This window comes from Sphingobium sp. DC-2 (assembly GCF_000722555.1).
Classification (GTDB): Bacteria; Pseudomonadota; Alphaproteobacteria; order Sphingomonadales; family Sphingomonadaceae; genus Sphingobium; species Sphingobium quisquiliarum.
The window spans coordinates 97473-120685 of the sequence record NZ_JNAC01000054.1 but is presented as its reverse complement, the minus strand read 5'-3'; the positions used below and the strand labels follow the sequence as shown (position 1 = coordinate 120685).

General features: G+C 66.0%; 23 protein-coding genes. 17 read left to right on the top strand and 6 right to left on the bottom strand.

From position 1 onward, the window contains the following. Positions 1-12 precede the first annotated feature (12 nt). The gene (locus ET21_RS0112320; RefSeq protein ID WP_030539943.1) at positions 13-1755 is read right to left on the bottom strand and encodes an amidohydrolase family protein; all 1743 of its coding nucleotides are present in this window, start codon (positions 1753-1755) and stop codon (positions 13-15) included. Positions 1756-1925: 170 nt separating this feature from the next. Between ET21_RS0112320 and ET21_RS0112315 the strand changes: the two genes are divergently transcribed. The 3 genes from ET21_RS0112315 (at position 1926) to ET21_RS0112305 (ending at position 4652) form a co-directional block, all read left to right on the top strand. Next, positions 1926-2657, top strand: coding sequence for a helix-turn-helix transcriptional regulator (locus ET21_RS0112315; protein ID WP_030539942.1), 732 nt, complete (start codon positions 1926-1928; stop codon positions 2655-2657). Between the two features lie 299 nt (positions 2658-2956). After that, positions 2957-3736 carry an SDR family NAD(P)-dependent oxidoreductase gene (locus tag ET21_RS0112310; protein ID WP_030539941.1) on the top strand — a complete coding sequence of 260 codons (780 nt, stop codon included), beginning with the start codon at positions 2957-2959 and terminating at the stop codon, positions 3734-3736. 184 nt (positions 3737-3920) lie between these two features. Next, entirely contained in the window at positions 3921-4652 is a 732-nt protein-coding gene (locus ET21_RS0112305) for a hypothetical protein (RefSeq protein WP_021237994.1), read from the top strand. A 127-nt stretch (positions 4653-4779) separates the two neighbouring features. Here the strand turns inward: ET21_RS0112305 and ET21_RS0112300 are convergent, their stop codons facing one another. Further along, the gene (locus ET21_RS0112300) at positions 4780-5643 is read right to left on the bottom strand and encodes a hypothetical protein (protein WP_030539940.1); all 864 of its coding nucleotides are present in this window, start codon (positions 5641-5643) and stop codon (positions 4780-4782) included. A gap of 110 nt (positions 5644-5753) precedes the next feature. Here ET21_RS0112300 and ET21_RS0112295 point away from each other — a divergent pair, with 110 nt between their 5' ends. Beyond that, positions 5754-7073: an SLC13 family permease gene (locus tag ET21_RS0112295; RefSeq protein WP_030539939.1), complete on the top strand. Its 1320-nt coding sequence runs from the start codon at positions 5754-5756 to the stop codon at positions 7071-7073. Between the two features lie 10 nt (positions 7074-7083). On the opposite strand, the gene ET21_RS0112290 is transcribed toward ET21_RS0112295, so the two are convergent. From ET21_RS0112290 to hemN, 3 genes are all read right to left on the bottom strand, one after another. After that, a complete protein-coding gene (locus ET21_RS0112290; protein ID WP_030539938.1) occupies positions 7084-8415 on the bottom strand; it encodes a chloride channel protein in 1332 nt (443 codons plus the stop codon). 206 nt (positions 8416-8621) lie between these two features. Continuing rightward, complete coding sequence (locus ET21_RS0112285; protein WP_021237716.1) at positions 8622-8861, bottom strand: hypothetical protein; 240 nt, start codon at positions 8859-8861, stop codon at positions 8622-8624. Then, on the bottom strand, positions 8851-10158 hold the full coding sequence (gene hemN / locus ET21_RS0112280; RefSeq protein ID WP_030539937.1) for an oxygen-independent coproporphyrinogen III oxidase: 1308 nt from the start codon (positions 10156-10158) through the stop codon (positions 8851-8853). Before hemN ends, ET21_RS0112285 begins: the two co-directional genes overlap by 11 nt. A 137-nt stretch (positions 10159-10295) precedes the next feature. On the opposite strand from hemN, the gene ET21_RS0112275 reads away from it, so the two are divergent. Then, positions 10296-10958: an OmpW family protein gene (locus ET21_RS0112275; RefSeq protein WP_030539936.1), complete on the top strand. Its 663-nt coding sequence runs from the start codon at positions 10296-10298 to the stop codon at positions 10956-10958. Positions 10959-11006: 48 nt separating this feature from the next. On the opposite strand, the gene ET21_RS0112270 is transcribed toward ET21_RS0112275, so the two are convergent. After that, a complete protein-coding gene (locus ET21_RS0112270) occupies positions 11007-11369 on the bottom strand; it encodes a hypothetical protein (protein ID WP_021237719.1) in 363 nt (120 codons plus the stop codon). Between the two features lie 121 nt (positions 11370-11490). Here ET21_RS0112270 and ET21_RS0112265 point away from each other — a divergent pair, with 121 nt between their 5' ends. The 12 genes from ET21_RS0112265 to ccoS all read left to right on the top strand — a co-directional run bounded on the left by ET21_RS0112265 (position 11491) and on the right by ccoS (position 23101). After that, the gene (locus tag ET21_RS0112265; protein ID WP_030539935.1) at positions 11491-12306 is read left to right on the top strand and encodes a universal stress protein; all 816 of its coding nucleotides are present in this window, start codon (positions 11491-11493) and stop codon (positions 12304-12306) included. A gap of 20 nt (positions 12307-12326) precedes the next feature. Continuing rightward, positions 12327-13478, top strand: a complete 1152-nt coding sequence (locus tag ET21_RS0112260) for a sensor histidine kinase (protein WP_030539934.1) — start codon at positions 12327-12329, stop codon at positions 13476-13478. Continuing rightward, positions 13475-14086, top strand: a complete 612-nt coding sequence (gene fixJ / locus ET21_RS0112255) for a response regulator FixJ (RefSeq protein ID WP_030539933.1) — start codon at positions 13475-13477, stop codon at positions 14084-14086. The genes ET21_RS0112260 and fixJ overlap by 4 nt, the downstream gene beginning before the upstream one ends. Before the next feature lie 180 nt (positions 14087-14266). Further along, positions 14267-15034, top strand: coding sequence for a Crp/Fnr family transcriptional regulator (locus ET21_RS0112250; RefSeq protein ID WP_030539932.1), 768 nt, complete (start codon positions 14267-14269; stop codon positions 15032-15034). 285 nt (positions 15035-15319) lie between these two features. Continuing rightward, positions 15320-16978, top strand: coding sequence for a cytochrome-c oxidase, cbb3-type subunit I (gene ccoN / locus ET21_RS0112245; protein WP_030539931.1), 1659 nt, complete (start codon positions 15320-15322; stop codon positions 16976-16978). Positions 16979-16990: 12 nt separating this feature from the next. Then, positions 16991-17737: a cytochrome-c oxidase, cbb3-type subunit II gene (gene ccoO, locus ET21_RS0112240; RefSeq protein ID WP_030539930.1), complete on the top strand. Its 747-nt coding sequence runs from the start codon at positions 16991-16993 to the stop codon at positions 17735-17737. Then, positions 17734-17904, top strand: a complete 171-nt coding sequence (locus ET21_RS0112235; RefSeq protein WP_021237726.1) for a cbb3-type cytochrome c oxidase subunit 3 — start codon at positions 17734-17736, stop codon at positions 17902-17904. Before ccoO ends, ET21_RS0112235 begins: the two co-directional genes overlap by 4 nt. Then, the gene (gene ccoP, locus ET21_RS0112230; RefSeq protein ID WP_030539929.1) at positions 17897-18829 is read left to right on the top strand and encodes a cytochrome-c oxidase, cbb3-type subunit III; all 933 of its coding nucleotides are present in this window, start codon (positions 17897-17899) and stop codon (positions 18827-18829) included. Before ET21_RS0112235 ends, ccoP begins: the two co-directional genes overlap by 8 nt. Positions 18830-18955: 126 nt before the next feature. Then, complete coding sequence (ccoG, locus tag ET21_RS0112220; RefSeq protein WP_030539928.1) at positions 18956-20380, top strand: cytochrome c oxidase accessory protein CcoG; 1425 nt, start codon at positions 18956-18958, stop codon at positions 20378-20380. A gap of 2 nt (positions 20381-20382) precedes the next feature. Continuing rightward, entirely contained in the window at positions 20383-20832 is a 450-nt protein-coding gene (locus ET21_RS0112215; protein ID WP_030539927.1) for a FixH family protein, read from the top strand. Then, a complete protein-coding gene (locus ET21_RS0112210; RefSeq protein WP_030539926.1) occupies positions 20832-22964 on the top strand; it encodes a heavy metal translocating P-type ATPase in 2133 nt (710 codons plus the stop codon). The genes ET21_RS0112215 and ET21_RS0112210 overlap by 1 nt, the downstream gene beginning before the upstream one ends. Continuing rightward, positions 22961-23101 (top strand): cbb3-type cytochrome oxidase assembly protein CcoS, encoded by a 141-nt coding sequence (gene ccoS / locus ET21_RS0112205; RefSeq protein ID WP_021237731.1) that lies wholly within the window; start codon positions 22961-22963, stop codon positions 23099-23101. The genes ET21_RS0112210 and ccoS overlap by 4 nt, the downstream gene beginning before the upstream one ends. The last annotated feature ends 112 nt before the right edge of the window (positions 23102-23213 follow it).

Here is a 23213-nt window from a genome sequence, read left to right as displayed (position 1 = left end):
GCGCCCTGTCCTTCATTCAGCGGCGATGGCGAGGTTGGGCGATCCGATCACCGGGGAGAGGAATTCGCCCGGCTTCGCGCCCGTGTAGGCGCCGTTTTCGAAGGTTGGCACGCCGTTCACCAGCGTCAGCCGTGTGGGCATCGGCTTGCGGGTGAAGCGCCATGTGGTGCCGCCGCGCCCGTCTGGAACGTCGAACGCCTTTTCCATCGCCTGCCGCTGCACCTCGTCCAGATTGAAGACGGCGATGTCCGCCTGCTTGCCGGGGGCGATCACGCCCCGGTCGGCAAGGTTGAAGTGGACGGCGAGCTTGCCCGTCATCACATGCACCGCTTCCTCGATGCTAAGCTTCTTTTCCTCGCGCACATATTGGGTGAGCAGCAGCGCGTTCTCACCGCCGCCGCAGAGCATCTGGAGATGCGCGCCAGCGTCGGAGATGTTGCCGACCGTTTTGGGATCGCGCATAAGCTCGATCGTCAATTCCTCATCCTTGGGGAAGGGCGCCATGTGGACGGTGGAGCGCGTGCCGTTCTTCAAGATCCAGTCCGCCATCGCGTCCGAGCGGTGAAGCCCCAGAGACTCCGCATATTCCTTCAAGGTGATGTTGAGCGGCCCCGTGCCGTTTTCGCTGTCCAGCAGATAGAGGTCCTGCGGATTCTTGAGCGGCGAATGCGGCCAGGCGTTGTTGTCCCAGCTTTCGCGTGCACGAGCGCGCCAGTCCGGATCGGCCAGCAGCCGCGCTTTTTCCGCATGATCGTCGGCCAGCACCACCTCATGCCAGACATAATCGTTGGACTGGGCGAAGATCAGCGACTTGACGAGGCTGAGCGTCGAGGTCGGCGACACATGGGCGAAGCCCGGCCAGACATCGACATCGGCCTCCCGCATCTTGCGCAGGCTGTCCTGCATGGCGGGCAGGATGCCCTTCTGGAATTCAAGCGTCGGCACCGCGCCCGCGATCTGGACGCGGATCTTGCGGCCCGACAGAAGTTTCGACAGCCGTTCCAGATTGGCGGGACCCGTCATGCGCATGAAGGTGTCGACGATCACCTGATAGCAGCAGTTGGGATAGCGCTCCATCACGTCGAACAGGGCGGAAAATTCCGCGTCGTTCGCCATCAGCGTGGGGACGGGCCGGTCCTGCCCGTCATGGTCATGCATATTGTCCGACATGCCGAGCGCACCCGCTGCCAGCGCGTCATCCAGAAGCTCGCACATGCGCGCAATTTCTTCCGGCGTCGCTTCGCGTTCCCACGCCTCCACCCCCATCGCCGCCAGCCTGATGGCGATATGGCCGACATAGGCGGCATAGTTTAGCGGCACCTTCACATTGCGCTCGACCGAGGCGCGATATTCGGACCACGTGTTCCAGTCCCAGGGCAGCTTTTCCATGAAAGGCCCTTCGGGAATATCCTCGAAGAAGGAGAAGATGCCGATCATCTCGCGCTGGGCGGGCATATATTTGTGCAGCGGCGCGGCGGAAAAGCCGCAATTGCCAAGGATCATCGTGGTCGCGCCATAGCCGGGCAGCGGGTCGAGATCAGGCTGCCACCACATGGTGCCGTCATAATGGGTATGGCTTTCGATGAAGCCCGGCGTCACATAGCATCCCGCCGCGTCGAACAGCCGTTCGCCCTGCGGCTCAAGGCCGGGCCCGACCTCTGCGATCTTGCCGCCGCGCACGCGCACGTCGGCTTGGAAGGCAGGCGCGCCGGTGCCGTCGACCACCGTGCCGTTCCTGATCAAGATATCGTTCATCGCTCTCCATCTCCTACGATCCTCTCCTCGCACGTGCTTGCGTCGAGGGGGGCTTTTCGCGGGGAGCATGCTACGCCCGCCATCGTGGATGCCGAAGGGCGCACTTGAAAAAGGGATCAATATCCGCGCATCATCGGATCATCATGCGATCCGATTCCACAAGCGCCGCCATGTTGAGCGTCCTTCGCCGCCACCTGCGCAGCGAAGGATGGACGGCGGTGCGGCTGGCCCGCGAACTGGGAGTCGGGGAGGCCACGGTCAAGCGCTGGCTGGCGGGCAGGTCGCTGTCGATCGACCGGCTGGAGCGGCTGGCGGGGCTGTGCGGCACGACCATCATGGAACTGGCGCATGAGGCGGAGCAGGCGCGGTCGGGCCTCGCGCGCGAACTGACATTGGCGCAGGAACGGGCGCTGTCCGCCGATGTGTTCCTGTCGCTGCTGTTCATGGCGCTGATGGCGGGGGCGAGCCCGCGCGAACTGGCGCAGGATTTCGACATCGCGCCAGCGGCGCTGGATGTCGCGCTCGCCAAGCTGGAGCGGCTGGCGCTGATCGACCGCATCCGCGACGACAAGGTGCGTCCGCTGGTCGACCGCGCGCTCATCTTCCGCAAGCTGCCGATGCGCGGCCTGTTCGAAAAGCATATGAAGCAGCAGTTCCTGGCGATGGACTTCGCCGCGCCGGACGCGGTCTATGCGTCCGAACTGTTGAAGCTGTCCAATGCGGGCATTGCGCAGCTTGCCGAGATGATGGAGCGGTTCCGCCGGGACACGCATGCGCTGGCCGAGCGGGACAGGGAGAACAGCCTGCTCCAGCGCCAGTGGATCGCCATGCTGTGCGCCATCCGCCCGTTCCGCACGACGGGGTTGCAGGAGGAGCAGGGCGGGATAGGCCGGGGTGGCTGAAGGGGGCTCACTTATAGTGATCTGGCAGGCTATTTCGGGCGAGAGAGTAGTTTTGGTTCGCGCAGAGGCGCAGATGGCGCAGAGCTTTTGGTTCACGTGGAGGCGCGAAGGATTTTAAAGAGGACCTTTGGCCTTCATCCTTCCAACTCTGCGTTCTCTGCGCCTCTGCGCGAATTAAAGATGAGCTTGCCCAGAGCGGCGTGCTGCTCCTCCTGAGGGCTATCTAATCCAATTGGAGGATGGCAGGGCGCGGCCTTCATGCATTAGCCTCTTGCCCAAAGATGGAAAGGAAGAGGCAGATGGGCGGCAAGGCTTTCGCGGGAAAAGTGGCGATCGTCACCGGCGGCGGGTCGGGCATCGGCCGGGCGGCAAGCAGGCGGCTGGCGGCGGAAGGCGCGCAGCTTGTCGTCGCCGACATCGCGATCGACCAGGCGCGGCGGACCGTCGAACTGATCGAGCAGGCGGGCGGCGAGGCGATCGCCGTGCGCGCCGACATTTCCAGCGAAGACGATAATCGCGCCATGTTCGACGCGGCGGCCGACCGCTTTGGCGGGGTGGACCACGCTTTCCTGAACGCAGGTATCCTTCAACCCTATATCCCCTTTGAAGAGGTTGGGCTGGACCTGTTCGACAGGCTGGTCGGCGTCAATTTGCGGGGCACCTTCATGGGCGTGCAGCAGGCGCTTGCCCGGCTGCGGCCGCGGGGTAGTTGCGTCGTCACCGCTTCGCTGGCGGCGGTGGTGGGTTTTTCGGAAGCCGCCGCCTATTCCATTTCCAAACATGGGCTGGTCGGCCTTGTCCGGTCGGCCGCCGGTCCCTTCGCCGCGCGCGGGCTGCGCATCAATGCGATCTGCCCCGGCATGGTGCTGTCGGGCATGACGGGTGGCGCGGGGCTGGAGACGCTGGTCGATCCGGCGGAGCTTCCCGACCCGGCCTATCGCGGCGGCTTGGAGGCGCAGCATATCGCGGAAGCCGCGCTGTTCCTGCTGGGGCGCGGGGCGGCGGCGATCAACGGGCAGGCGCAGAATGTCGACGCCGCTTTCCTGGCCGCCTTCCCGCCACTGCCGGAACTGCAATGATGGCTGGTGACGTGTCCGGCTCTGGCCGGATCGGGTAAGCGAACCCCATGAAATTCATCGCGAAAATGGGTTGATCGACGATGAAGCATCCTTAACTTGGGTCGAGGCGTTGATGCCTTGTTCAACTGTGGTCGTGTGTCTTTTGCTATTCGGCGCGCGTCCGCATAGCCGGAGAAATGAACAGATGCACCGTGCTCTGCTGACAGCCCTTTTCCTTTCCGCATCCGTTACCGCCGCCGCCGCGCAGGAACAGTCCGGCGCCGCGCCTGCTTCCGCGCCCGCTGCCGATGCTGCCGCCCCGGCGCTCAGCCAGGCGCAGATCGCCGCCTTCAACAAGGCGGTGACCGACTTTACCGCCGGTCAGACGGCACAGCAGAGCGGCGACAATGCAACCGCGCTCGCCAAATATGAAGCCGCGCTGCCCGCCATCCGCGACGCGGTGAAGACGCAGCCGGACAAGATCGAGAATGTGAATTTCCTCGCCAACGCGCTCTATGCCGCGGCGGCGGCGAACGCGGCCTTGCAGAAGATCGACGCGATCGCCCCGCTGTACGAGGAAAGCCTGCCGCATTGGCGCAAGGTGGTCGCCGCCAAGCCCGCCGACGCGCAGAGCAGGGGCGTGCTGACCGGCGTGCTGATCCAGCTTGGCAATTTCAAGCTGGGCAAGCAGGACAAGGCTGGCGCCGCGCCGCTCTATGCCGAAGCGATCCCGCTGGCGCGCAAGGCCGTCGCCGAACAGGCCAATCCGGTGAACCGCAACCTGCTGCTCGCCGCGCTCATCGGCGCGAGCCAGACCAGCGAGGATGCCGCGATCAAGGCGGAAGCGGCGTCACTGTCCAAGGCGATGATCGCGGATGGCACTGTCGATGCAGCGAACAAACCTTCGGCGCAGGTGCTGGCTCAGGCGGCGGGGTGATCCGCGCCGGTTGAGGTTTCTGAAGGGCTTCTTTTTGGGAGGAGCCCTTCGGCGGCCTGATTGCGGCAGGCGTTCCGGGGAGGGCTTCGACAGGCTCAGCCCGGACGGGTGAGGTTGATGGGTCGGCCTACCGCCACTCGACGATCGGTTCGTCCTTGCCCGGCGCCATGAAGGCCACGCGTTCGAACTGCACCGCGATGAGGCAGCGTGGGGCGGTGGCGGGGGTTTCCTGTGAACAGTGGACGGGCTGGCCATCGGGGAAGCCGGAAAGCCTGCCTTCCAGTTGAAGCTGATAGCCTGCGGGAGATGGGCTTTCTCCCTCCTCCAGCTTGACGGTGGAGGTATAGGGGCGGCCGCCCCGGCGGAGCGTGCGCGGGCCGCCGGGAGAGTAGAATTCAGCGATGGCAAGGCGCTGCGCGCCGGGGTCCGGCACGGTGTCGGGCATGGCGCCGGACGAGGCGAGATCGCCTGCCGCGCATTGCTCGGCGCTCGTCCAGGGGCGGCGCAGCCAGAAGCCCTCCACCGCGTCGAATTCCATCTCGCTCGCGAGCTGCTTCACCCATGCCGCGTCGGTAAGAGCGGCGGAGCGCGCGGTCAGGCGCAGCGCGCGGCTCTTGGGGTTGAAGCTCCAGCCTGCCCAGACGTCCGCATCCTTTTCCGCCATTTCGCCATGGCAGCCGAAGGGAATGCGCAGGACGAAGGAGCGCCCGGCCAGCGCCGCATTGGATTGGGGCAGGGGCGCGCCGCTCGCCACCGCGTCTGCGGCGCTGGCTGCCGCCGCCAGCAGCGCCGCCCGATCGAGCGGCGGCGGGGGTGCGGGAAGCACGGGGATTCTCGGAACCTCCACCACGGGCGCGGGCGGCTTGGCGGCTTGGTCCGGCTGCTGCTCGGGCGCTGGCGCACGGTGGATAAGGGCGAACGTCAATGCGGACCCTGCTGCGGCCGCGATCAGGTGGGAAAGGATGCGCAACCGGATATTCTGCTCGGCCATGGCGGCAGCCTAGCAGATAGCTGCGGGAAATTGATCCCTTAAGTCATGCCAGGACAACGGCTTTTCGCATTTTTCCTGTCTCCGCCGCGCCATTATGCTAGCCGGGACCCATGACGTTAGAGCAACTTGTCACCCTTGCCGTGCTGGCGGGCGTGATCGCCGCGCTGATCTGGGACAGGGTGCGGGCCGATGTCGTGGCGCTGGCGGGCGCCGCGATACTGCTGCTGACCGGCGCAGTCCGCCCCAGCGAGGTTCAGGGCGCGTTCGGCAGCCCCGCTATCATCGCGCTCGCGTCGCTGTTCGTCATCGCCCATGCGATGGAATTGTCGGGCCTGCTGGACCTGCTGATCCGCAAGGCGGTCGCGCTTTGCAGGCGCATAGGGGCGCTTGGCGTCTGGCTGCTGATCCTGTTGTGCGGCGCCGCATCGGGCTTCCTGAACAACACGCCCATCGTCGTGCTGTCCGCGCCCGTGGTCCGGGACGTGGCGAAATCGCTGAAGCTCGACCCCAAGCGGTTCCTGATGCCGCTGTCCTATGTCGCGGTGCTGGGCGGTTGCTGCACCCTGATCGGCACGTCCACCAACCTGCTGGTCGACGACATGGCGCGATCGTCGGGACAGCCGCCCTTTTCCATATTCGAAATCACGCCCGTGGGTCTGGCGGTGGCGATCACGGGCGGCCTCTACCTCTTCCTCTTTTCCGGCCGGTTGATCGCGCGCCCCTTGCCCGATGCGCTGGAACGGATGGAGGCGGCGCTGCCGCATCATGTCAGCCATCTGGACGTGGCGGGAGACGCGATCGGAGACGCCAGCGATTTCGCCAGGCAAAGGCCGCTCGCCCCGGCAAGGGCTTTTGCGTCGACCGCGATCTTCGCCAGCGTGATCCTGCTGGCCGCGTTTAACATAGCGCCGATCGCCGCCGCCGCCTTTGCCGGGGCGGTGCTGCTGATCCTGCTGCGGGTGATCGGCCCGGAGGAGGCCTATGGCGGGTTGCGGCCGGAAATATTGATGCTGGTCGTCGGCATGGTCGTGATCGGCATCGCGCTGGAACAGACCGGCCTTGCCGCATCGGCCACCAATGCGCTTGTCGGCAAGGTGGGCCTTTTCGGGCCGCTGGGCGCACTGATCCTTTTGTACGGGGCGACGCTGGTGCTGACCGAATTGCTGTCCAACGCGACCGTCGCGGTGCTGGTGACGCCGATCGCGGTGGCGCTGGCGGAAAGCCTGGGCGTCAGCCCGCGCCCCTTCCTGGTCGCCGTGATGATGGCGGGCAGCGCCGCCTTCGCCACGCCCTTCGGCTATCAGACCAATGTGCTGGTCTACCAGATGGGGGGATATCGCTATCTGGACTTCGTGAAGGTGGGCCTGCCGCTCAACATCATCACATGGGCCGCGGCGGTGGCGGCGATCCACTGGTTCTTCCCCTTCTGAAGCATAGCGGTCAGGCGGGAGCCGCCGTCTTTTGCAGGAAGGGGCGCGACAGGCCGTGATAGAGCCTTTCGCGGCAGACCAGCGCGCTGACCGTGTCGGCGATCAGCGCGGTCGCGAATAGCGGGATGACCAGCCCCCGGCTGGCGGTCGTTTCCGTGATGATGATGACGGCGGTCAGCGGCGCGCGGACCACGCCGACGAAATATGCGGCCATGCCAAGGACAACGACCACGGCGGAGGGCGCGGTGAACAGCGGCGACAGGAGATTGCCGATGCCAGCGCCGACCGACAGCGACGGCGCGAAGATGCCGCCGGGCGTGCCGCTGAGCGTCGTCGCCAGCGTCGCGCCCAGCTTTGCCGGGCCGAACCACGGCGGCGCTCCGTCCCCTTCGACCAGATGGCGCGTCGTGCCGTAGCCTGTGCCCCAGCTGATCCCCGTCGCGATGCCGATCACCGCCACGATGACGCCACAGCCCAGCGCCAGCCGCACGGGCCGCGCGCGCAGGGCGGCAAGAGCCGGATGCTGGGACCGTCCGAACGCCAGCACGGACCGTGAGAAGAGGCCGCCCGCCAGCCCGCCGCAGATGCCGATGACCGGAATGACGATAAGGGCAGGGCCCAGCGCCAGCGTCTGCCGCATCGCGCCGAAATAGACATAGTCGCCCGCTATGCCGAGGCTGACGAAACCGGCGATCATGACGGCCGCCATCACCAGAACCGCCACCCGCTGTTCATAGGCGGCGGCCAATTCCTCTATGGCGAAGGCGACCCCCGCCAGCGGCGTGTTGAACGCGGCCGACACGCCCGCCGCGCCGCCCGCGATATAGACGCCCGCCGTGACGGGCACGCGCAGCAGCCGGTGGACGGCGATCATGATGGCGGCGCTGATCTGAACCGTCGGCCCTTCCCTTCCCACGGAGCCTCCGGCAAAGAGCATGGCGAGGGTCAGCCAGAATTTGGCCATGGCCGTTTTTAACGAGATCAGCGGCCCCCGGCTCGACGCTTCGGGATTATGCGCGGCGGCGATAACCTGCGGTATGCCTGATCCCCGCGCAGCGGAAAAGAAGCGCATTGTGATCCACGCCGTCCCAGCGAAGATCAGCGGCGTCAGCACCAGCGGCAGATAAGGCCAGCGGTGGACGATCGCGCCGTGCAGCGATTGAAGATGGTCGCCCAGCCGGGCGAACAGAAGTGCCACCAGCCCCAGCAGCACCGCGCCCGCCGCCGTCGCCACCCTGCGGCGCGCCACGGGTATGACGCCATCGGGCGATCCCCGGAACAGCCTGTCGATCAGGGCGCGGGCGCGCACGGCATATGCGGGTGGTAGGCCGAGTCTGGACATGCCGCCCTATTGGCGCAGCATGGCTGACGTTTCCACCCCGCGGGCAACCTTTCTCCGCACAAAAGGGTTCGGCCGTTTCGCACTGGAAAGGACATTCCATGCTGCTGAGAGCCATTGCGCTGAACTGCATCCTCAAACGCGGCTAGGCTGGTAAGGGTTCGTCCGGGGTGACGGTCGCTCAAACATGATCATGCACGGCGAAGCGGTCAGCACGGGCCGTCGCTGTCTTCGCCCGGTTCCGCCTGCGCCTTTTTCCGTCCGCACAGGATGAGATGGCAGGCGGCATGCCTGTCCGAGGGATCTTCGGGCCTGCGCTGCCATGGCGGAACCCATCCGGGCGGGGCGTTGCCGCAGAAATAGGGCGATGGCCCCTGTTCATGGGGCAACTGGCTTGCCGGGAGTGGCGATAGCGCGGCGGCGGCCAGCGCCAATGCGCTATACCGCATGGCTGAAACGCTTTTCCACGGGTTGCAGATAGGCGTCGAAGCAGGCGGCGATGCTGCGGGCATAGGGCAGCGCATCGGGCGTGAGGAAGATGTGACCCTCGCTCAGCTCGACAAGGCCCAGCCGTTCGAAGCGCGACAGGTCAGGCATGGGATGCACAGCCCCGGCGGGCGCTTCGCCCCGGCACAGCAGCGCCTCTATGATGCCGCCGCGCAGGCGGTCTTCGGATGTGCGGAAGGTGCCGCGCGTTGCGCTCAACTGGCCCGCGTCGACCAGTTCGCGCCAAGGCCCGGCCTGCTTTTCATTCTGGACGATGAGGTCGGGAAACTGGCTGATCGCGCTGGCGCCGAAGCCCAGCAGGATGTCCGCCGGATCGTCGGTGAAGCCCTGGAAATTGCGGCGCAGCCGTCCTTCGCGCGCGGCGCGGGCAAGCCCGTCCTGCGGCAGGGCGAAATGATCGAAGCCGATGGCGTCGTAGCCAGCCATGGTCAGCATGGCATAACCTTGCGCCGCCATGTCGAAGCGGGTGGCAAGATCGGGCAGCGTGCTGCCGTCGATGCGGCGCTGGCGCGGCAGAAGTTGCGGCATATGGGCATAGCCGAACAGCGCGACGCGGGCGGGCTGCATGGCGATGCTGGCGTCGATGGTGGCGGCAAGGTCATCCAGGCTCTGCCCCGGCAGGCCGTACATGAGGTCGAAGCCGGTTGCGATACCCGCCGCGCGAAGCTGATCCGTGGCGCGCTCCACCATATCGAGCGGCTGGATGCGGCCTATGGCGGCCTGAACATGCGGGGTGAAGGTCTGCACGCCCAGATTGACGCGGCTGACACCCATCGCCGCCATGGTCGAAATCCATGTGGCGTCGAGGCGGCGGGGGTCAAGTTCGACCGAAATCTCGATATCGCGGGCGTCGAAGCAGAGCAGAAGCTGCTGGAGCAGGCGGACGAAATCGACCAGCGGCAGCGAATTGGGGCTGCCGCCGCCGAAGGCGATCCGCGCCACCTTGCCGCGTCCGCGCAGCCGCGCGGCGATCAGCGCGATCTCCCGCTCCAGCGCCTCCACATAGGCGGTCAGGCGCTGGGCGCGGTTGGCCGCGCCCGTGTTGCAGCCGCAATACCAGCAGATGTCGTGGCAATAGGGGATGTGGACATAGAGGGAGAGGGGCGTGCCGGGCTCCACCCTGTCCAGCCGGAGGGCAAGCTCCGTCCTGCCCGCATCGGGCGTGAACTGCGCCGCCGTCGGATAGCTGGTGTAACGCGGCACGGGCCGGGCGAGCAGGTCGGGATGATAGGTCCACATGGCTCAGGCGGATCGCATGCCCCCGTGCCGCGCGCATTGAGGCAGGTCAAATTGCCGGTTGCGCCGGATCAATGCCGGACCGGCGGCGCGGGCGCACAGAGGTCTCACCCCAACAAACAGGGAAGGAGATTTTCGCTATGACTATCAAGACGATCCTGCTCGGCGCGGCGGCGGCCTGCGCGGTTGCGGCCGCGCCAGCACAGGCGGCGCAAGGCGACGTGCTCGTCCGCCTGCGCGGCATATTGGTCGCGCCCAACGAAAGCAGCGGAAGCGTGCTGCCGGGCTTTCCGGGGGAGAAGGTGAAGGTCGACAACAGCGTCATGCCGGAAATCGACTTCACCTATATGGCGACCGACCATATCGGCTTTGAACTGATCGCCGCCACCACGAAGCACAGCGCCAGCGGACGCAGCGGCACGACCGGCAGCATCGGCAAGCTGGCGTCGACCTGGGTGCTGCCCCCGACGCTGACGGCGCAATATCATTTCCTGCCCGAAGCGAAGATCCGGCCCTATGTCGGGGCGGGCGTCAACTATACGCTGTTCTACAATGAAAAAGCTTCGGACGGGCTGGAAAGCGCGGTGGGCGCGACCAAGGTGCATATGTCCGACAGCTTCGGCTGGGCGGCGCAGGCCGGGGTCGACATCGACCTGACGGACAAGCTGTTCCTGAACCTGGACGTCAAATATATCGACATCGACACGACCGCCCGGCTTTCGACCACCGCCGCCGGGGTGCAGAAGGTGCGCGTGCATCTCGACCCGCTGGTCTTCGGCGTGGGCGTGGGCATGAAGTTCTGAACAAGGGGGGAAGGAGGGGCGGCCATGTGCTGCCCCTCCTTTCGGGAATCAAGCGGCGGCGAGCGCCTTGACCACGAAGGGCAGGCGCGCGCCGTCCGGCTCCGTCAGCGTCAGATAGCTGCCCGGCACGATCGCATGCGCGTCCAGCCGGAACAGATTTTCATCATCCTCCTCTCCCGGCGCATAGGACAGCGCCCAGCCGTCCGCGGTGCGCAGCAGGCAACCGTGGCGGTCAGGCTCATTGGGCCAGAAGCGGCGGACGGTCGCGAGTTCGGGGTGATGGCGATATTCCTGCTCGTCGATCTTCCCGTCATGGGCGAGGGGCAGGCGCATCACATAGCTGCGCGCGGCCGATCCGTTGGGAAAAGCGGGCGTGCGCGCAAGTTCGAGGCGTATGGTCGTCCATGTCATACTCCATCAAATCAGGCTTTCGCGGCGGAAAGGATATAAGGACTATCCCGGATGGCGGCGTGGCGGGGGACCCCCTAGCCAGGATGGACGGGATTAACCTCTCTCAAGCTGGAGACGTGGGATGAAATCGGTTCTGCTGCACATCCATGACGATCTGGGCATGGAAAGCCGGTTGCAGGCGGCATGCGACATCGCGCGCGCAACCGGCGCGCATATCCATTGCGTGCAGGTGACGCCCGTGCCGGGCATGGTCGGCGCGGACATCTATGGCGGCGCGGGCCTCGCCCCGGCAATCATCGAGGATTTGCGGAAGGCGGACGAGAAGCTGCGCGCGCGCATCGAGGAACAGGTGCGGCGCGAAGGCGTGAGCTGGGACTGGCGGCAACTGGATGACGAAATCGTGCGCGGCCTGCTGTCCGCCTCTATCCTGAGCGACCTGATCGTGGTGACATTGCCCCAGCGGGCGCGCGGGCAGTTCAACGATCCCCTGCCGATCGCGGCCGACCTGGCGCTGTCCGGCGCGGTTCCGGTGATGGCGGTCCCGCAATCGGCGCGGTCGGTGATGGTGACGGGCCGCGCGCTGGTCGCGTGGAACGGATCGCAGGAAGCATCGGCGGCGTTGCGGGCGGCGGTGCCGCTGCTCAAGCTTGCGCAGGAGGTGCATGTCGTGACTGTCGAGGAAGCGGGCAGATATCCCTTCCCGGAGACCGGCGCGCCCGAATATCTCGCGCGCCATGGCATCGGCACGCAGCTTCACACCTGGCCGCAGGACGGCCGGCCGGCCGAAGACGCGCTGATGGCGGCGATCGGCGTGTTGAAGCCGGACTGGATGGTCATGGGGGCCTATGGCCACAGCCGCCTGCGCCAGTTCGTGTTCGGCGGCGTGACCCGCACCATTCTGCACGAGGCGCGCGTGCCCGTCTTGCTGGCGCACTGAATAGACGGCATGCTAATGACATGGCGGTGGCGGATGACGAGACGGACGGACTGAGCGAGCGCGCGCACAGCCTGGAGCAGGCCCTGCTGGGGTCGATCCTGGCGACGGTGCCGGATGCGTTGATCGTCATCGACATGGCCGGGCGCATCGTGTCGTTCAGCGCGGCGGCGCAGCGCATGTTCCAATATGCCGAAAGCGACGTGCTGGGCGAGAATATTTCGATGCTGATGCCTTCCCCGGACCGGGAGCGGCATGACGGCTATATCGACCATTATCTCAAGACCGGCGAAAAGCGGATCATCGGCATCGGCCGCCTGACGAGCGCCCGGCGGCGGGACGGATCGACCTTTCCCATCGAACTGTCGGTGGGGGAGGTGCAGGATCAGGGGCGGCGGCTGTTCACCGGCTTCATCCGCGACCTGACCGAAAGGCAGCAGGCCGAGCGGCGCGTCGCCGACCTTCAGGCGGAACTGGCCCATGCCAGCCGGGTGACGGCCATGGGGACGCTGGCGTCCGCGCTGGCGCATGAACTGAACCAGCCGCTGACCGCTATCGCCAATTATCTGGAGGCCGGGCGCGACCTGCTGGACGGCGACGGGCCGGTGGACCGAGAACTGCTGCGCGAGGCGATGGACGAGAGCGCCAGGCAGGCGCTGCGCGCGGGCGAGATCATCCGGTCGCTGCGTGAATTCATCAAGCGCGGCGAAACGATGCGCCAGCCTGAATCCCTGCGCGAACTGCTGGCGGAAGGCACCGCGCTTGCCTTTATCGGCGCCGACAGCAGCGGCATCGACATGGATATCAGCGTCGACCGGCGGGTCGACAGGGTGCTGGTCAACCGCGTGCAACTGCAACAGGTGATCATCAACCTGGTCAAGAACGCCCTTGAGGCGATGACGCGGACCCCCGCGCGCATCCTGCGCCTTTCCGCCGTCCCGGCCGAGGGCCACAGGGTCGAGGTGATCATCTCCGACAGCGGTTCAGGCCTTGACCCGGAAATGTCGCGGACGCTCTTTACCCCCTTCACCACCACCAAGGCGTCTGGCATGGGCGTTGGCCTGTCGATCAGCCAGACGATCGTGGAAGGACATGGCGGGCGCATCTGGGCGCAGCCGTCGCAATGGGGCGGCACGGAGTTTCACTTCACACTGGACGCAGCGGACGGAGCATGAGCGAAGCCTATCCCATCTATGTCGTGGACGATGACGATGCGATCCGCCGGTCGCTGTCCTTCATGCTCAGGACGAGCGGCTATGCCGTGCGCCTGTTCGAAGGGGGCGCGGCGTTCCTGAAGGAGGCCGCCGGTCTGGAGCCGGGCTGCGTCCTGCTGGACGTGCGCATGCCCGACATTGACGGGCTGGAGGTGCACCGGGAATTGCGCGCGCGCGGCATCATGCTGCCGGTGGTGATCATGACCGGCCATGGCCACATCGACATGGCGGTGGCGGCGATGAAGGCGGGCGCGAGCGATTTCATCGAAAAGCCGTTCGAGAAAGCGGCGCTGCTGGGCTGCATCGAGGCGGCGCGCAAGCTGCTGATGGCGGATCGCGGCGCGACTGCCCGCGCGAACGATGCGCGCGCGCGGCTGAACATCCTGACGGAGCGGGAACGCGAGGTGCTGGACGGGCTGGTCGAGGGACTGCCGAACAAGACCATCGCCTTTGACCTGGGCATCAGCCCGCGCACGGTGGAAATCCACCGCGCCAACCTGATGCAGAAGCTGGAGGTGAAAAGCCTCGCCGAAGCGCTGCGGATCGCCTTTCATGCGGGGTTGGAGTGAGCAGACTCTGAAGGCCGTCACCCCGGACCCTTCGACACGCTCAGGACAGGCTTGATCCGGGGTCCCGCTCCCTCAAACGAGCAAGCCGAAAATATCCTCCCGCTGCGGGTTCGCGCGCTCGATCAAATCTACGGACATTTACGGATAGGTCGCGAGCGCGCGCGGGGGCATGCAGCGGGCATGGATATGCAATTTGATCTGGCGCAAAAGGCGCGCGGGGATGCCGGAATGGCGGCGATGATGACACCGGCCGCGGGGGGGTGCAGCGCGGGCTATTGCGATCGGTGCGAGGTGCGCGACCAGGCGGTCTGCGCCGACCTGAACCCGCAGGAGCGGGTGGCGCTCAACCGGATCGGGCGGCGGGTGACGCTGCAAGCCGGGCAGACGGTGATGTGGGAGGGCGATGACAGCATGATCGTCGCCAATGTCATCGAAGGAACGCTGAAACTCGCAACGTCGACAGGTGACGGGCGCGAGCAGATCGTGGGCGTGGTCTATGCTTCGGACTTTATCGGCCGCCCCTTTGGCGCGCGCACGCCGCATAGCGTGACGGCGCTGACCGACGCGCGGCTGTGCCTTTATCCGCGGGGGGCGTTCGACGGGTTCGCGCGCGAGCATCCGCAACTGGAGCACCGGCTGCTCCAGCGGACGCTGGACGACCTTGACCGGACGCGGGCGTGGATGCTGCTGCTGGGGCGGAAGAATGCGCGGGAAAAGGTCGCGTCCTTCCTGCTGGACATGAGCAGGCGGTTGCGCGCCGACGCGAGCGGCGTGATCGACCTGCCGCTGTCGCGCCAGCAGATCGCGGACATCCTTGGCCTGACCATCGAAACTGTGTCGCGGCAGATCAGCGATATGAAGCGGCTGGGCGTGATCGCGCTCGCAGGGCGGCGGGGCGTGCGGATTTGCGATGCAGGCCGGCTGGAGAGCATGGCCGAGGGGGAGTGAACTGAATCCGCCACATTAAGATCGTCATCCCGCGCCTGACCTGGGATCCGCTTTTCTTCAAGCCATGCGAACAAGGAAGCGGGACGCCGGGCCAGCCGTGGGGTGACGGCAATTAATGTTGCGCTGACCCCCCAAGCTCCTCCCCGTCTGCGGGAGGGGGAGTGGCGGAATCCCGTCTAAGGACATTCCCCTAAAGACCCCGCCCCACACCTTTGACAGAGGTCAATGCGTGGGGGCGGCGGCCGGAGGAAGGACGCCGCGAAGACCTTTCGACGGGGACATCCGATGGATCGATTGCTACTGAAATCGGGCGGCTGGTTCGCGCTCGCGCTGCTTGCCCTGCTGGCGGCGCTGATGGCGGCGGACAGCGGCTTTGCTGTCCATATGGGCATTGCCTGCGCGGCGGCGCTGCTGATGGTGGTGGTGACTGTGCGCGGGGCTGACTATGCCGGTATCGCGCGCGGCCTGCTGAAAATGCCCGTGGACCAGGGGAAATATGATGACGACCCGATCCGCTGGGGCGTGATCGCCACCGTCTTCTGGGGACTGGCGGGCTTTCTCGCCGGACTTTACATCGCGTTGCAGCTCGCCTTTCCGGCGCTGAACCTGGGCATCGAATATACCAGCTTCGGGCGGCTGCGGCCGTTGCATACCTCCGCCGTCATCTTCGCTTTCGGCGGCAATGCGCTGATCGCGACCAGCTTCTATGTCGTGCAGCGCACCTGCCGGGCGCGGCTGGCCTTTCCCACGCTCGCGCGGTTCGTTTTCTGGGGCTATCAGCTGTTCATCGTGCTGGCGGCCACCGGCTATCTGATGGGCATCACCGAGGGCCGCGAATATGCCGAGCCGGAATGGTATGTCGACCTGTGGCTGACGATCGTGTGGGTCGCCTATCTGGTCGTCTTCGGCGGCACGATCCTGAAGCGCAGCGAGCCGCATATCTATGTGGCGAACTGGTTCTACCTGAGCTTCATCCTGACGATCGCGATGCTGCACATCGTCAACAACCTGTCGATGCCGGTCAGCCTGCTGGGGTCCAAGAGCTACAGCGCCTTCGCGGGCGTGCAGGATGCGCTGACCCAATGGTGGTACGGGCATAATGCGGTCGGCTTCTTCCTGACGGCCGGGTTCCTGGCGATGATGTATTATTTCGTTCCCAAGCAGGCGGAACGGCCGATCTACAGCTATCGCCTGTCCATCATCCACTTCTGGTCGCTGATCTTCCTCTATATCTGGGCGGGTCCGCACCATCTGCACTACACCGCGCTGCCCGACTGGGCGCAGACGCTGGGCATGGTTTTCTCCGTCATGCTGTGGATGCCGAGCTGGGGCGGGATGATCAACGGCCTGATGACGCTGAACGGCGCATGGGACCGCATCCGCACCGATCCGATCATCCGCATGATGGTGATGGCGCTGGCCTTCTACGGCATGAGCACCTTCGAAGGGCCGATGATGTCGGTGAAGGCGGTCAACAGCCTGTCGCACTATACCGAATGGACCATCGGCCATGTGCATTCGGGCGCGCTGGGGTGGAACGGGCTCATCACCTTCGCCAGCCTCTATTATCTGGCGCCCCGGCTGTGGAAGCGCGAGCGGCTCTATTCGTTGCGTCTCGTCAACTGGCACTTCTGGCTCGCGACGGTGGGCATCGTTCTCTACGCCGCGTCGATGTGGGTCGCGGGCATCATGCAGGGCCTGATGTGGCGCGAATATGGGAGCGATGGCTATCTGGTTTACGCCTTCTCCGAAGTCGTAAGCGCCATGTTCCCCATGTACGTCATCCGCGCGGCGGGGGGCCTCATGTACCTGGCGGGCGCGATCATCATGGCCTGGAATATCGGCAAGACCATCGCGGGCAGCCCGCTGCGCGAGGAGAAGCCGATGAGCGACGCGGCCTATGATCCGGCGGCGGATCGGCCCCTTGTCACCCAGCCTGCTTAAGGAAGCAAAGACATGACGAGCAAGACCAAGGGCAAGTTCTGGGACCATGGCAGGCTGGAGCGCAATGTCTCCCTGCTTGGCATCGCGTCGCTGATCGTGGTCGCCATCGGCGGCATCGTGGAGATCGCGCCGCTTTTCTGGATCGACAACACGATCGAGAAAGTGGACGGCATGCGGCCCTATACGCCGCTGGAGCTGGCGGGACGGAACATCTACATCCGTGAAGGTTGCTACAATTGCCACAGCCAGATGATCCGGCCCTTCCGCGACGAGACGGAACGTTATGGCCATTACAGCCTGGCGGCCGAGAGCATGTACGACCACCCATTCCAATGGGGATCGAAGCGCACCGGGCCTGACCTTGCCCGCGTCGGCGGAAAATATTCCGACGAATGGCATGTCCAGCACCTGAAGGATCCGCGCGCCGTGGTGCCGGAATCCATCATGCCGGGCTACGCCTTCCTGGCCGAACGCGAGTTGAAGCCGGGCGACATGAGCAGGGACCTGACGGCGCTGTCCAATGTTGGCGTGCCCTATAGCAAGGACGACATCGCCAGCGCGAATGACGACCTGAAGGCGCAGGCCGATCCCGACGCGGACGCCAAGGACCTGATCAAGCGCTATCCCAAGGCGCAGGCGCGCGATTTCGACGGCGATCCGGGCAAGCTGACGGAGATGGACGCGCTGGTCGCCTATCTCCAGATGCTGGGCACGCTGGTCGATGTGGAAAGCGCCAGGCCGCAGGAGGTCGGCCGATGAGCTACGACGCCTTGCGGCATTTCGCCGATAGCTGGGGGCTGGTGTTCATGGCGGTGACCTATGCCGTCCTGATCGGCTGGCATTTCCTGCCCAAGGGACGCGAGCGGAGCGACAAGGCCGCGCTCGCCATATTCGAGACTGACGAAACGGAGGCCGGAAATGGCTGACGAAAAGCGGATCGACGCCGCCACCGGGACCGAGATCAAGCATCATGAGTGGGACGGCATCCAGGAACTGGACACGCCGCTGCCCCGCTGGTGGCTGTGGACCTTCTACGCGACCATCCTGTTCGCTATCGGATATACGATCGCCTATCCGGCGTGGCCGATGATCGACCGGGCGACGAGCGGCCTGCTCGGCTGGTCGAGCCGGGGGGCGCTGGACAAGGAAATGGCGGCGCGGGACAAGCAGATCGCGCCGGTCCGGCAGGCGATCGCCACGACCCCGATCGAGGCATTGCCGGGCCGTCCGCAACTGATGCAGGCGGCGGTCGAGGGCGGGCGCGCGGCGTTCCGCGTGCATTGCGTGCAGTGCCACGGATCGGGCGCAGCGGGATCGAAGGGCTATCCCAACCTGAACGATGATGACTGGTTGTGGGGCGGCGACCTGGCGGCGATCGAAAAGACGATCACCGACGGGGTGCGCAATCCCGGCCATGCGGCGACGCGGCAGTCGCTGATGCCCGCTTTTGGCAAGGATCAGCTTTTGACGGCGGAGCAGGTGGACCAGGTGGTCGCCCATGTGCGGGTGATCAGCGGACAGGACAAGCCAGGCGCCGCGTCGCAGGCGGGCGCCAAGGTCTTCGCAGATAATTGCGCCGTGTGCCATGGCCCGGCGGGCAAGGGGATGCGGGAGCTTGGCGCGCCGAACCTGACCGATGCGATCTGGCTCTATGGCGGAGACACGGACACGATCCGTGAGACGGTATGGAACAGCCGCCATGGCGTGATGCCCCGCTGGGACGACAAGCTGGACAAGGCGACCATCAGGATGCTGGCGGCCTATGTGCACAGCCTTGGCGGGGGTGAGGCGACGCGGGTGGAAACGGCTGCGGCAGCGGGCAAGGAGGTCGTGGGTGATGCCGGGCAATAGCAGCCGGGCCGTCCTCGCCACCCCGGACTTGATCCAGGGTCCCGCTGCATTTTGCCACGGGCGCGAGAAAGAAGCGGCATTCCGGGTCAAGTCCGGGATGACAGATGAAGGATTGGCTTCGTGCTGATGGCTGGTGCTCCCTCGCTCTATGAGAAGCGCAAGGGCGTGTATCCCAAGGCGGTGGACGGATTTTACCGCCGCCTGAAATGGGCGATCATGGCGGTGACGCTCGCCATCTACTGGGGTACGCCCTGGCTGCGCTGGGACCGGGGGCCTTATGCGCCGGACCAGGCGGTGCTGATCGATCTGGCGCACCGGCGGTTCTATATGTTCTCGATCGAAATCTGGCCGCATGAATTCTATTATGTGGCTGGGCTGCTGATCATGGCGGGGATCGGGCTGTTCCTCGTCACGTCGGCGGTGGGGCGGGCGTGGTGCGGCTATGCCTGTCCGCAAACGGTGTGGACCGACCTTTACCAGCATGTGGAGCGCTTCATCGATGGTGACCGCAATGCGCAGCTGAAGCTCGCCAAAGCGCCATGGAGCGCGGGCAAGCTGGCGCGGCGGCTGGTCAAATGGAGCGTGTGGCTGGCGATCGCCTTCATAACCGGAGGCGCATGGATCTTCTACTTCGCCGATGCGCCCACATTGCAGCAGCAATTCTGGAGCGGGACGGCAGCGCCCGTCGCCTATGCGACCGTGGGGGTGCTGACCGCCACCACCTTCATCCTGGGCGGTTTCATGCGGGAGCAGGTGTGCATCTATATGTGCCCCTGGCCGCGCATACAGACGGCGATGCTGGACGAAAAGTCGCTGGTCGTCACTTACAAGGAGTGGCGCGGCGAAAAGCGAGGGAGCCTGAAAAAGGCGGAGGCGCATCCGGGCGAATTTGGCGACTGTATCGATTGCAACCAGTGCGTCGCCGTCTGCCCGACCGGGATCGACATTCGCGAAGGGCCGCAGATCGGCTGCATCACCTGCGCTCTGTGCATCGACGCCTGCGACAAGGTGATGGCGCAGATCGGGCGGTCGCGCGGGCTGATCGATTATTGCACGCAGGACGATGCGGAGGCGGAGAAGAAGGGCGCGCCGCCCAAGCCGGTGCTGAAAACGCTGCTGCGGCCGCGCACCATCGCCTATTTCGCCATTTGGGCGAGCATCGGAGGGGCGATGCTGTTCGCTCTGGGCGCGCGCACCCGGCTGGACATCAGCGCGCAGCAGGATCGCAACCCGATCTTCGTGCGCCTGTCCGATGGGACGATCCGCAACGCCTATACGGTGAAGCTGCGCAATATGGAGGCGCGGCCGCGCGAGGTGGAAGTGAGCGCCACCGGCATTGCCGGCGCGAAGCTGTGGACCGACGCGGGATCGCGCGAAACGGCGGGCACCTCCGTCAGAGCGACCGTGCCCGCAGACAGCGTGGCGAAGCTGCGCATATTCCTGACCTTGCCAGCGGCTGGTCCGGCACGGCAGGATTTCGCCTTTGCCGTGCGCGCCATCGATCGCGAAGGGGGCGGCGACAGCGAGCCCGCCCGATTTGAAAGGCCCTGAACATGAAGCAGCAAGCGCGTTCCTTCACCGGCTGGCACATGACGGCGATACTGGTGAGCTTTTTTGCGGTGGTGATCGCGGTCAATGTGTTGATGGCGACGTTCGCCGTGCGCTCCTTTGGCGGCACGGTGGTGGAAAACAGCTATGTCGCCAGCCAGAAGTTCAACGGCTGGCTGGCGCAGGCGCGGGCGCAGGAAAAGCTGGGCTGGCGCGATGAGGTGACGCTGGACACGGCGCGGCATGTGCGCATGACGCTGAACGTGCATGGCGCGCGGATGAGCGCGGTGGCGCAGCATCCGCTGGGGCGGTCGCCGGACATCGCGCTGCATCTGCATGAGGCGGAGCCGGGACTTTATGTGAGCGATCGCGCTTTGCCCGCCGGACGGTGGCAGGTGCGGTTCGACATTCGCCATGATGGCGGCGAAGAACATCTGCTGCGGGAGGTCGACTGATGGCCAGCCAGCCCGCCTTGCCCGAAGAATCCCTGGTCGAAGCGAAGGAAAGCCTGTTCGCGGTGCCCGGCATCCACTGCGCGGGATGCCTGTCGAAGATCGAGAACGGCCTGCCGTCAACGCCGGGCATCCTGTCAGCGCGGGTCAATCTGGGGGCGAAGCGGGTCGCGATCCGCCATGACGTGGCGCTGACGCCGCCGGACCTGAAGGCCGCGATCATGGCGCTGGGCTTCGAGGCGGAGCCGCTGGCCGACCCGGATCAGGACGTGGCGGCGGCGGAGAGCAAGGCGCTGGTGCGCGCGCTGGCCGTTGCTGGCTTCGCGGCGATGAACATCATGCTGCTGTCGGTGTCGATCTGGTCGGGGGCGGAAGGGGCCACGCGGACCATGTTCCACTGGCTGTCGGCGCTGATCGCGCTGCCTGCGGTGGCCTATGCGGGCCAGCCCTTCTTTCGCTCCGCCTGGGCGGCGCTGCGGCAGGGGCGGACGAACATGGACGTGCCGATCAGCATCGGCGTGCTGCTGACCACGGGCATGAGCCTGTTCGAAACCGTCACGGGCGGCGCGCATGCGTGGTTCGACGGGGCGGTGATGCTGCTTTTCTTCCTGCTGGCCGGGCGGTGCCTGGACAGCATGATGCGGGGAAGGGCGCGGGCGGGGGTCGCGGCCCTGCTCAAGCAGACCGCGCCGGGTGCGCTGGTGCTGGGCGCTGACGGCCGCAGCCAGTGGATCGCCGCCCGCGCACTGCGTCCGGGCATGCGCATGCTGGTCGCGGCGGGCGAAAGGCTGGCGGCGGACGGGCGGGTGACCGAAGGGGAAAGCGGCATCGATATCGCCTTCCTGACCGGAGAAAGCGCGCCGGTGCGGGTGCGGGCTGGCGATGCCGTGCAGGCCGGGGCGATGAATGTCGAAGGGCCGATCACGGTCGAGGTGACGGCGGCGGGCCCGGACACGATGATCGCCGACATCGCCCGCCTGATGGAGGAAGCGGGGCAGGGCAAGTCGCGCTATGTCCAGATCGCTGACCGGGCGGCGCGCTATTATGCGCCGAGCGTGCATCTGCTGGCGGCGCTGTCCTTCGCGGGGTGGATGATCGCGGGTGCGGGCGCGCATCAGGCGCTGCTGATCGCGGTGGCGGTGCTGCTGATCACCTGTCCCTGCGCGCTGGGGCTTGCCGTCCCGGCGGCGCAGATCGTCGCTTGCGGGGCGCTGATGCGGCGGGGCGTGCTGGTGAAGGACGGGTCGGCGCTGGAACGTCTGGCCGAAGTGAGCGAGGCGGTGTTCGACAAGACCGGAACGCTGACGCTGGGCCGCCCGGTGCCGCAGGGCCTCGACCGGATAGGGCGGCAGGACCAGGCGATCCTGCTGGCGCTGGCGCGGGCATCGCGTCATCCCCTGAGCAACGCGCTTCGGCTGGAGTTGGAGGCACGGGAGGTAGTCCCAGCTCCGCTCGATGATATCCGCGAAGTGGCGGGCGAAGGCGTATTCGCCCAGCATGGCGGCGTCGAGGTATCGCTGGCCCGGCCGCGCAGCATCGTCAGCCTGTTCGGCCTTGTGAGCGAATACCGGCGGGGGGATCAATCGGTGCTGCTGTCCTTTACCGACGCGCCGCGCCCCGATGCGGTGGAAACGCTGGACAGGCTGCGCGCCATGGGCGTCAAGACGCTGATCGCCAGCGGCGACCGGACCGAAGCGATGGAGGAAATCGCCCGCGCCACCCGCACGACCGCGATCGGGCATCTGCGCCCGGTGGACAAGCTGGCGCTGATCGGCCGCTTGCAGGCGCAGGGGGAAAAGGTGCTGATGGTGGGCGACGGGCTGAATGACGGCCCGGCGCTGGCGGCAGGGCATGCCAGCATGGCGCCTGCCTCCGCCAGTGATGCGAGCCAGTTGACAGCGGACGCGGTGTTCCTGGGCGACAGGCTGGCCCCGGTGGCGCTGACCGTGCGCGCCGCCCGGCGGACGATTGCGGTCGTGAAGCAGAATTTCGCGCTGGCGATCGGCTATAATGTGCTGGCGGTGCCGCTGGCGGTCGCGGGCAAGGTGACGCCGCTGGTGGCGGCGATCGCCATGTCCACATCCTCGCTGATCGTCATCGCCAATGCGCTGCGTTTGAAGGGGGCCGTGAGATGACCGGGCTTGGATTGTTGATCCCGATTGCGCTGTTTCTGGGGCTGCTGGGGCTGGCTGCGTTCTTCTGGGCGCTGCGGGATGGGCAGTTTGAGGATAGCGAAGGCGCTGCGGTGCGGATCCTGATTGATGAGGATTGAGGGTGGTGTGCATTGAGTCGATGTAACCCGACATCCATTCCAAGTCAGATCGGCCGTCTTCTTCCGTTCGTTCGAGCGTTGTCAAGAAACGCTGAGGTGGCGCTATCCGCTT

Bases quoted from the DNA above. Each gene is read 5' to 3' on its own strand.
- ET21_RS0112320 (WP_030539943.1), bottom strand. From the start codon at position 1,755: ATGAACGATATCTTGATCAGGAACGGCACGGTGGTCGACGGCACCGGC.
- ET21_RS0112315 (WP_030539942.1), top strand. From the start codon at position 1,926: ATGTTGAGCGTCCTTCGCCGCCACCTGCGCAGCGAAGGATGGACGGCG.
- ET21_RS0112310 (WP_030539941.1), top strand. From the start codon at position 2,957: ATGGGCGGCAAGGCTTTCGCGGGAAAAGTGGCGATCGTCACCGGCGGC.
- ET21_RS0112305 (WP_021237994.1), top strand. From the start codon at position 3,921: ATGCACCGTGCTCTGCTGACAGCCCTTTTCCTTTCCGCATCCGTTACC.
- ET21_RS0112300 (WP_030539940.1), bottom strand. From the start codon at position 5,643: ATGGCCGAGCAGAATATCCGGTTGCGCATCCTTTCCCACCTGATCGCG.
- ET21_RS0112295 (WP_030539939.1), top strand. From the start codon at position 5,754: ATGACGTTAGAGCAACTTGTCACCCTTGCCGTGCTGGCGGGCGTGATC.
- ET21_RS0112290 (WP_030539938.1), bottom strand. From the start codon at position 8,415: ATGTCCAGACTCGGCCTACCACCCGCATATGCCGTGCGCGCCCGCGCC.
- ET21_RS0112285 (WP_021237716.1), bottom strand. From the start codon at position 8,861: ATGCGGTATAGCGCATTGGCGCTGGCCGCCGCCGCGCTATCGCCACTC.
- hemN (WP_030539937.1), bottom strand. From the start codon at position 10,158: ATGTGGACCTATCATCCCGACCTGCTCGCCCGGCCCGTGCCGCGTTAC.
- ET21_RS0112275 (WP_030539936.1), top strand. From the start codon at position 10,296: ATGACTATCAAGACGATCCTGCTCGGCGCGGCGGCGGCCTGCGCGGTT.
- ET21_RS0112270 (WP_021237719.1), bottom strand. From the start codon at position 11,369: ATGACATGGACGACCATACGCCTCGAACTTGCGCGCACGCCCGCTTTT.
- ET21_RS0112265 (WP_030539935.1), top strand. From the start codon at position 11,491: ATGAAATCGGTTCTGCTGCACATCCATGACGATCTGGGCATGGAAAGC.
- ET21_RS0112260 (WP_030539934.1), top strand. From the start codon at position 12,327: ATGGCGGTGGCGGATGACGAGACGGACGGACTGAGCGAGCGCGCGCAC.
- fixJ (WP_030539933.1), top strand. From the start codon at position 13,475: ATGAGCGAAGCCTATCCCATCTATGTCGTGGACGATGACGATGCGATC.
- ET21_RS0112250 (WP_030539932.1), top strand. From the start codon at position 14,267: ATGGATATGCAATTTGATCTGGCGCAAAAGGCGCGCGGGGATGCCGGA.
- ccoN (WP_030539931.1), top strand. From the start codon at position 15,320: ATGGATCGATTGCTACTGAAATCGGGCGGCTGGTTCGCGCTCGCGCTG.
- ccoO (WP_030539930.1), top strand. From the start codon at position 16,991: ATGACGAGCAAGACCAAGGGCAAGTTCTGGGACCATGGCAGGCTGGAG.
- ET21_RS0112235 (WP_021237726.1), top strand. From the start codon at position 17,734: ATGAGCTACGACGCCTTGCGGCATTTCGCCGATAGCTGGGGGCTGGTG.
- ccoP (WP_030539929.1), top strand. From the start codon at position 17,897: ATGGCTGACGAAAAGCGGATCGACGCCGCCACCGGGACCGAGATCAAG.
- ccoG (WP_030539928.1), top strand. From the start codon at position 18,956: ATGGCTGGTGCTCCCTCGCTCTATGAGAAGCGCAAGGGCGTGTATCCC.
- ET21_RS0112215 (WP_030539927.1), top strand. From the start codon at position 20,383: ATGAAGCAGCAAGCGCGTTCCTTCACCGGCTGGCACATGACGGCGATA.
- ET21_RS0112210 (WP_030539926.1), top strand. From the start codon at position 20,832: ATGGCCAGCCAGCCCGCCTTGCCCGAAGAATCCCTGGTCGAAGCGAAG.
- ccoS (WP_021237731.1), top strand. From the start codon at position 22,961: ATGACCGGGCTTGGATTGTTGATCCCGATTGCGCTGTTTCTGGGGCTG.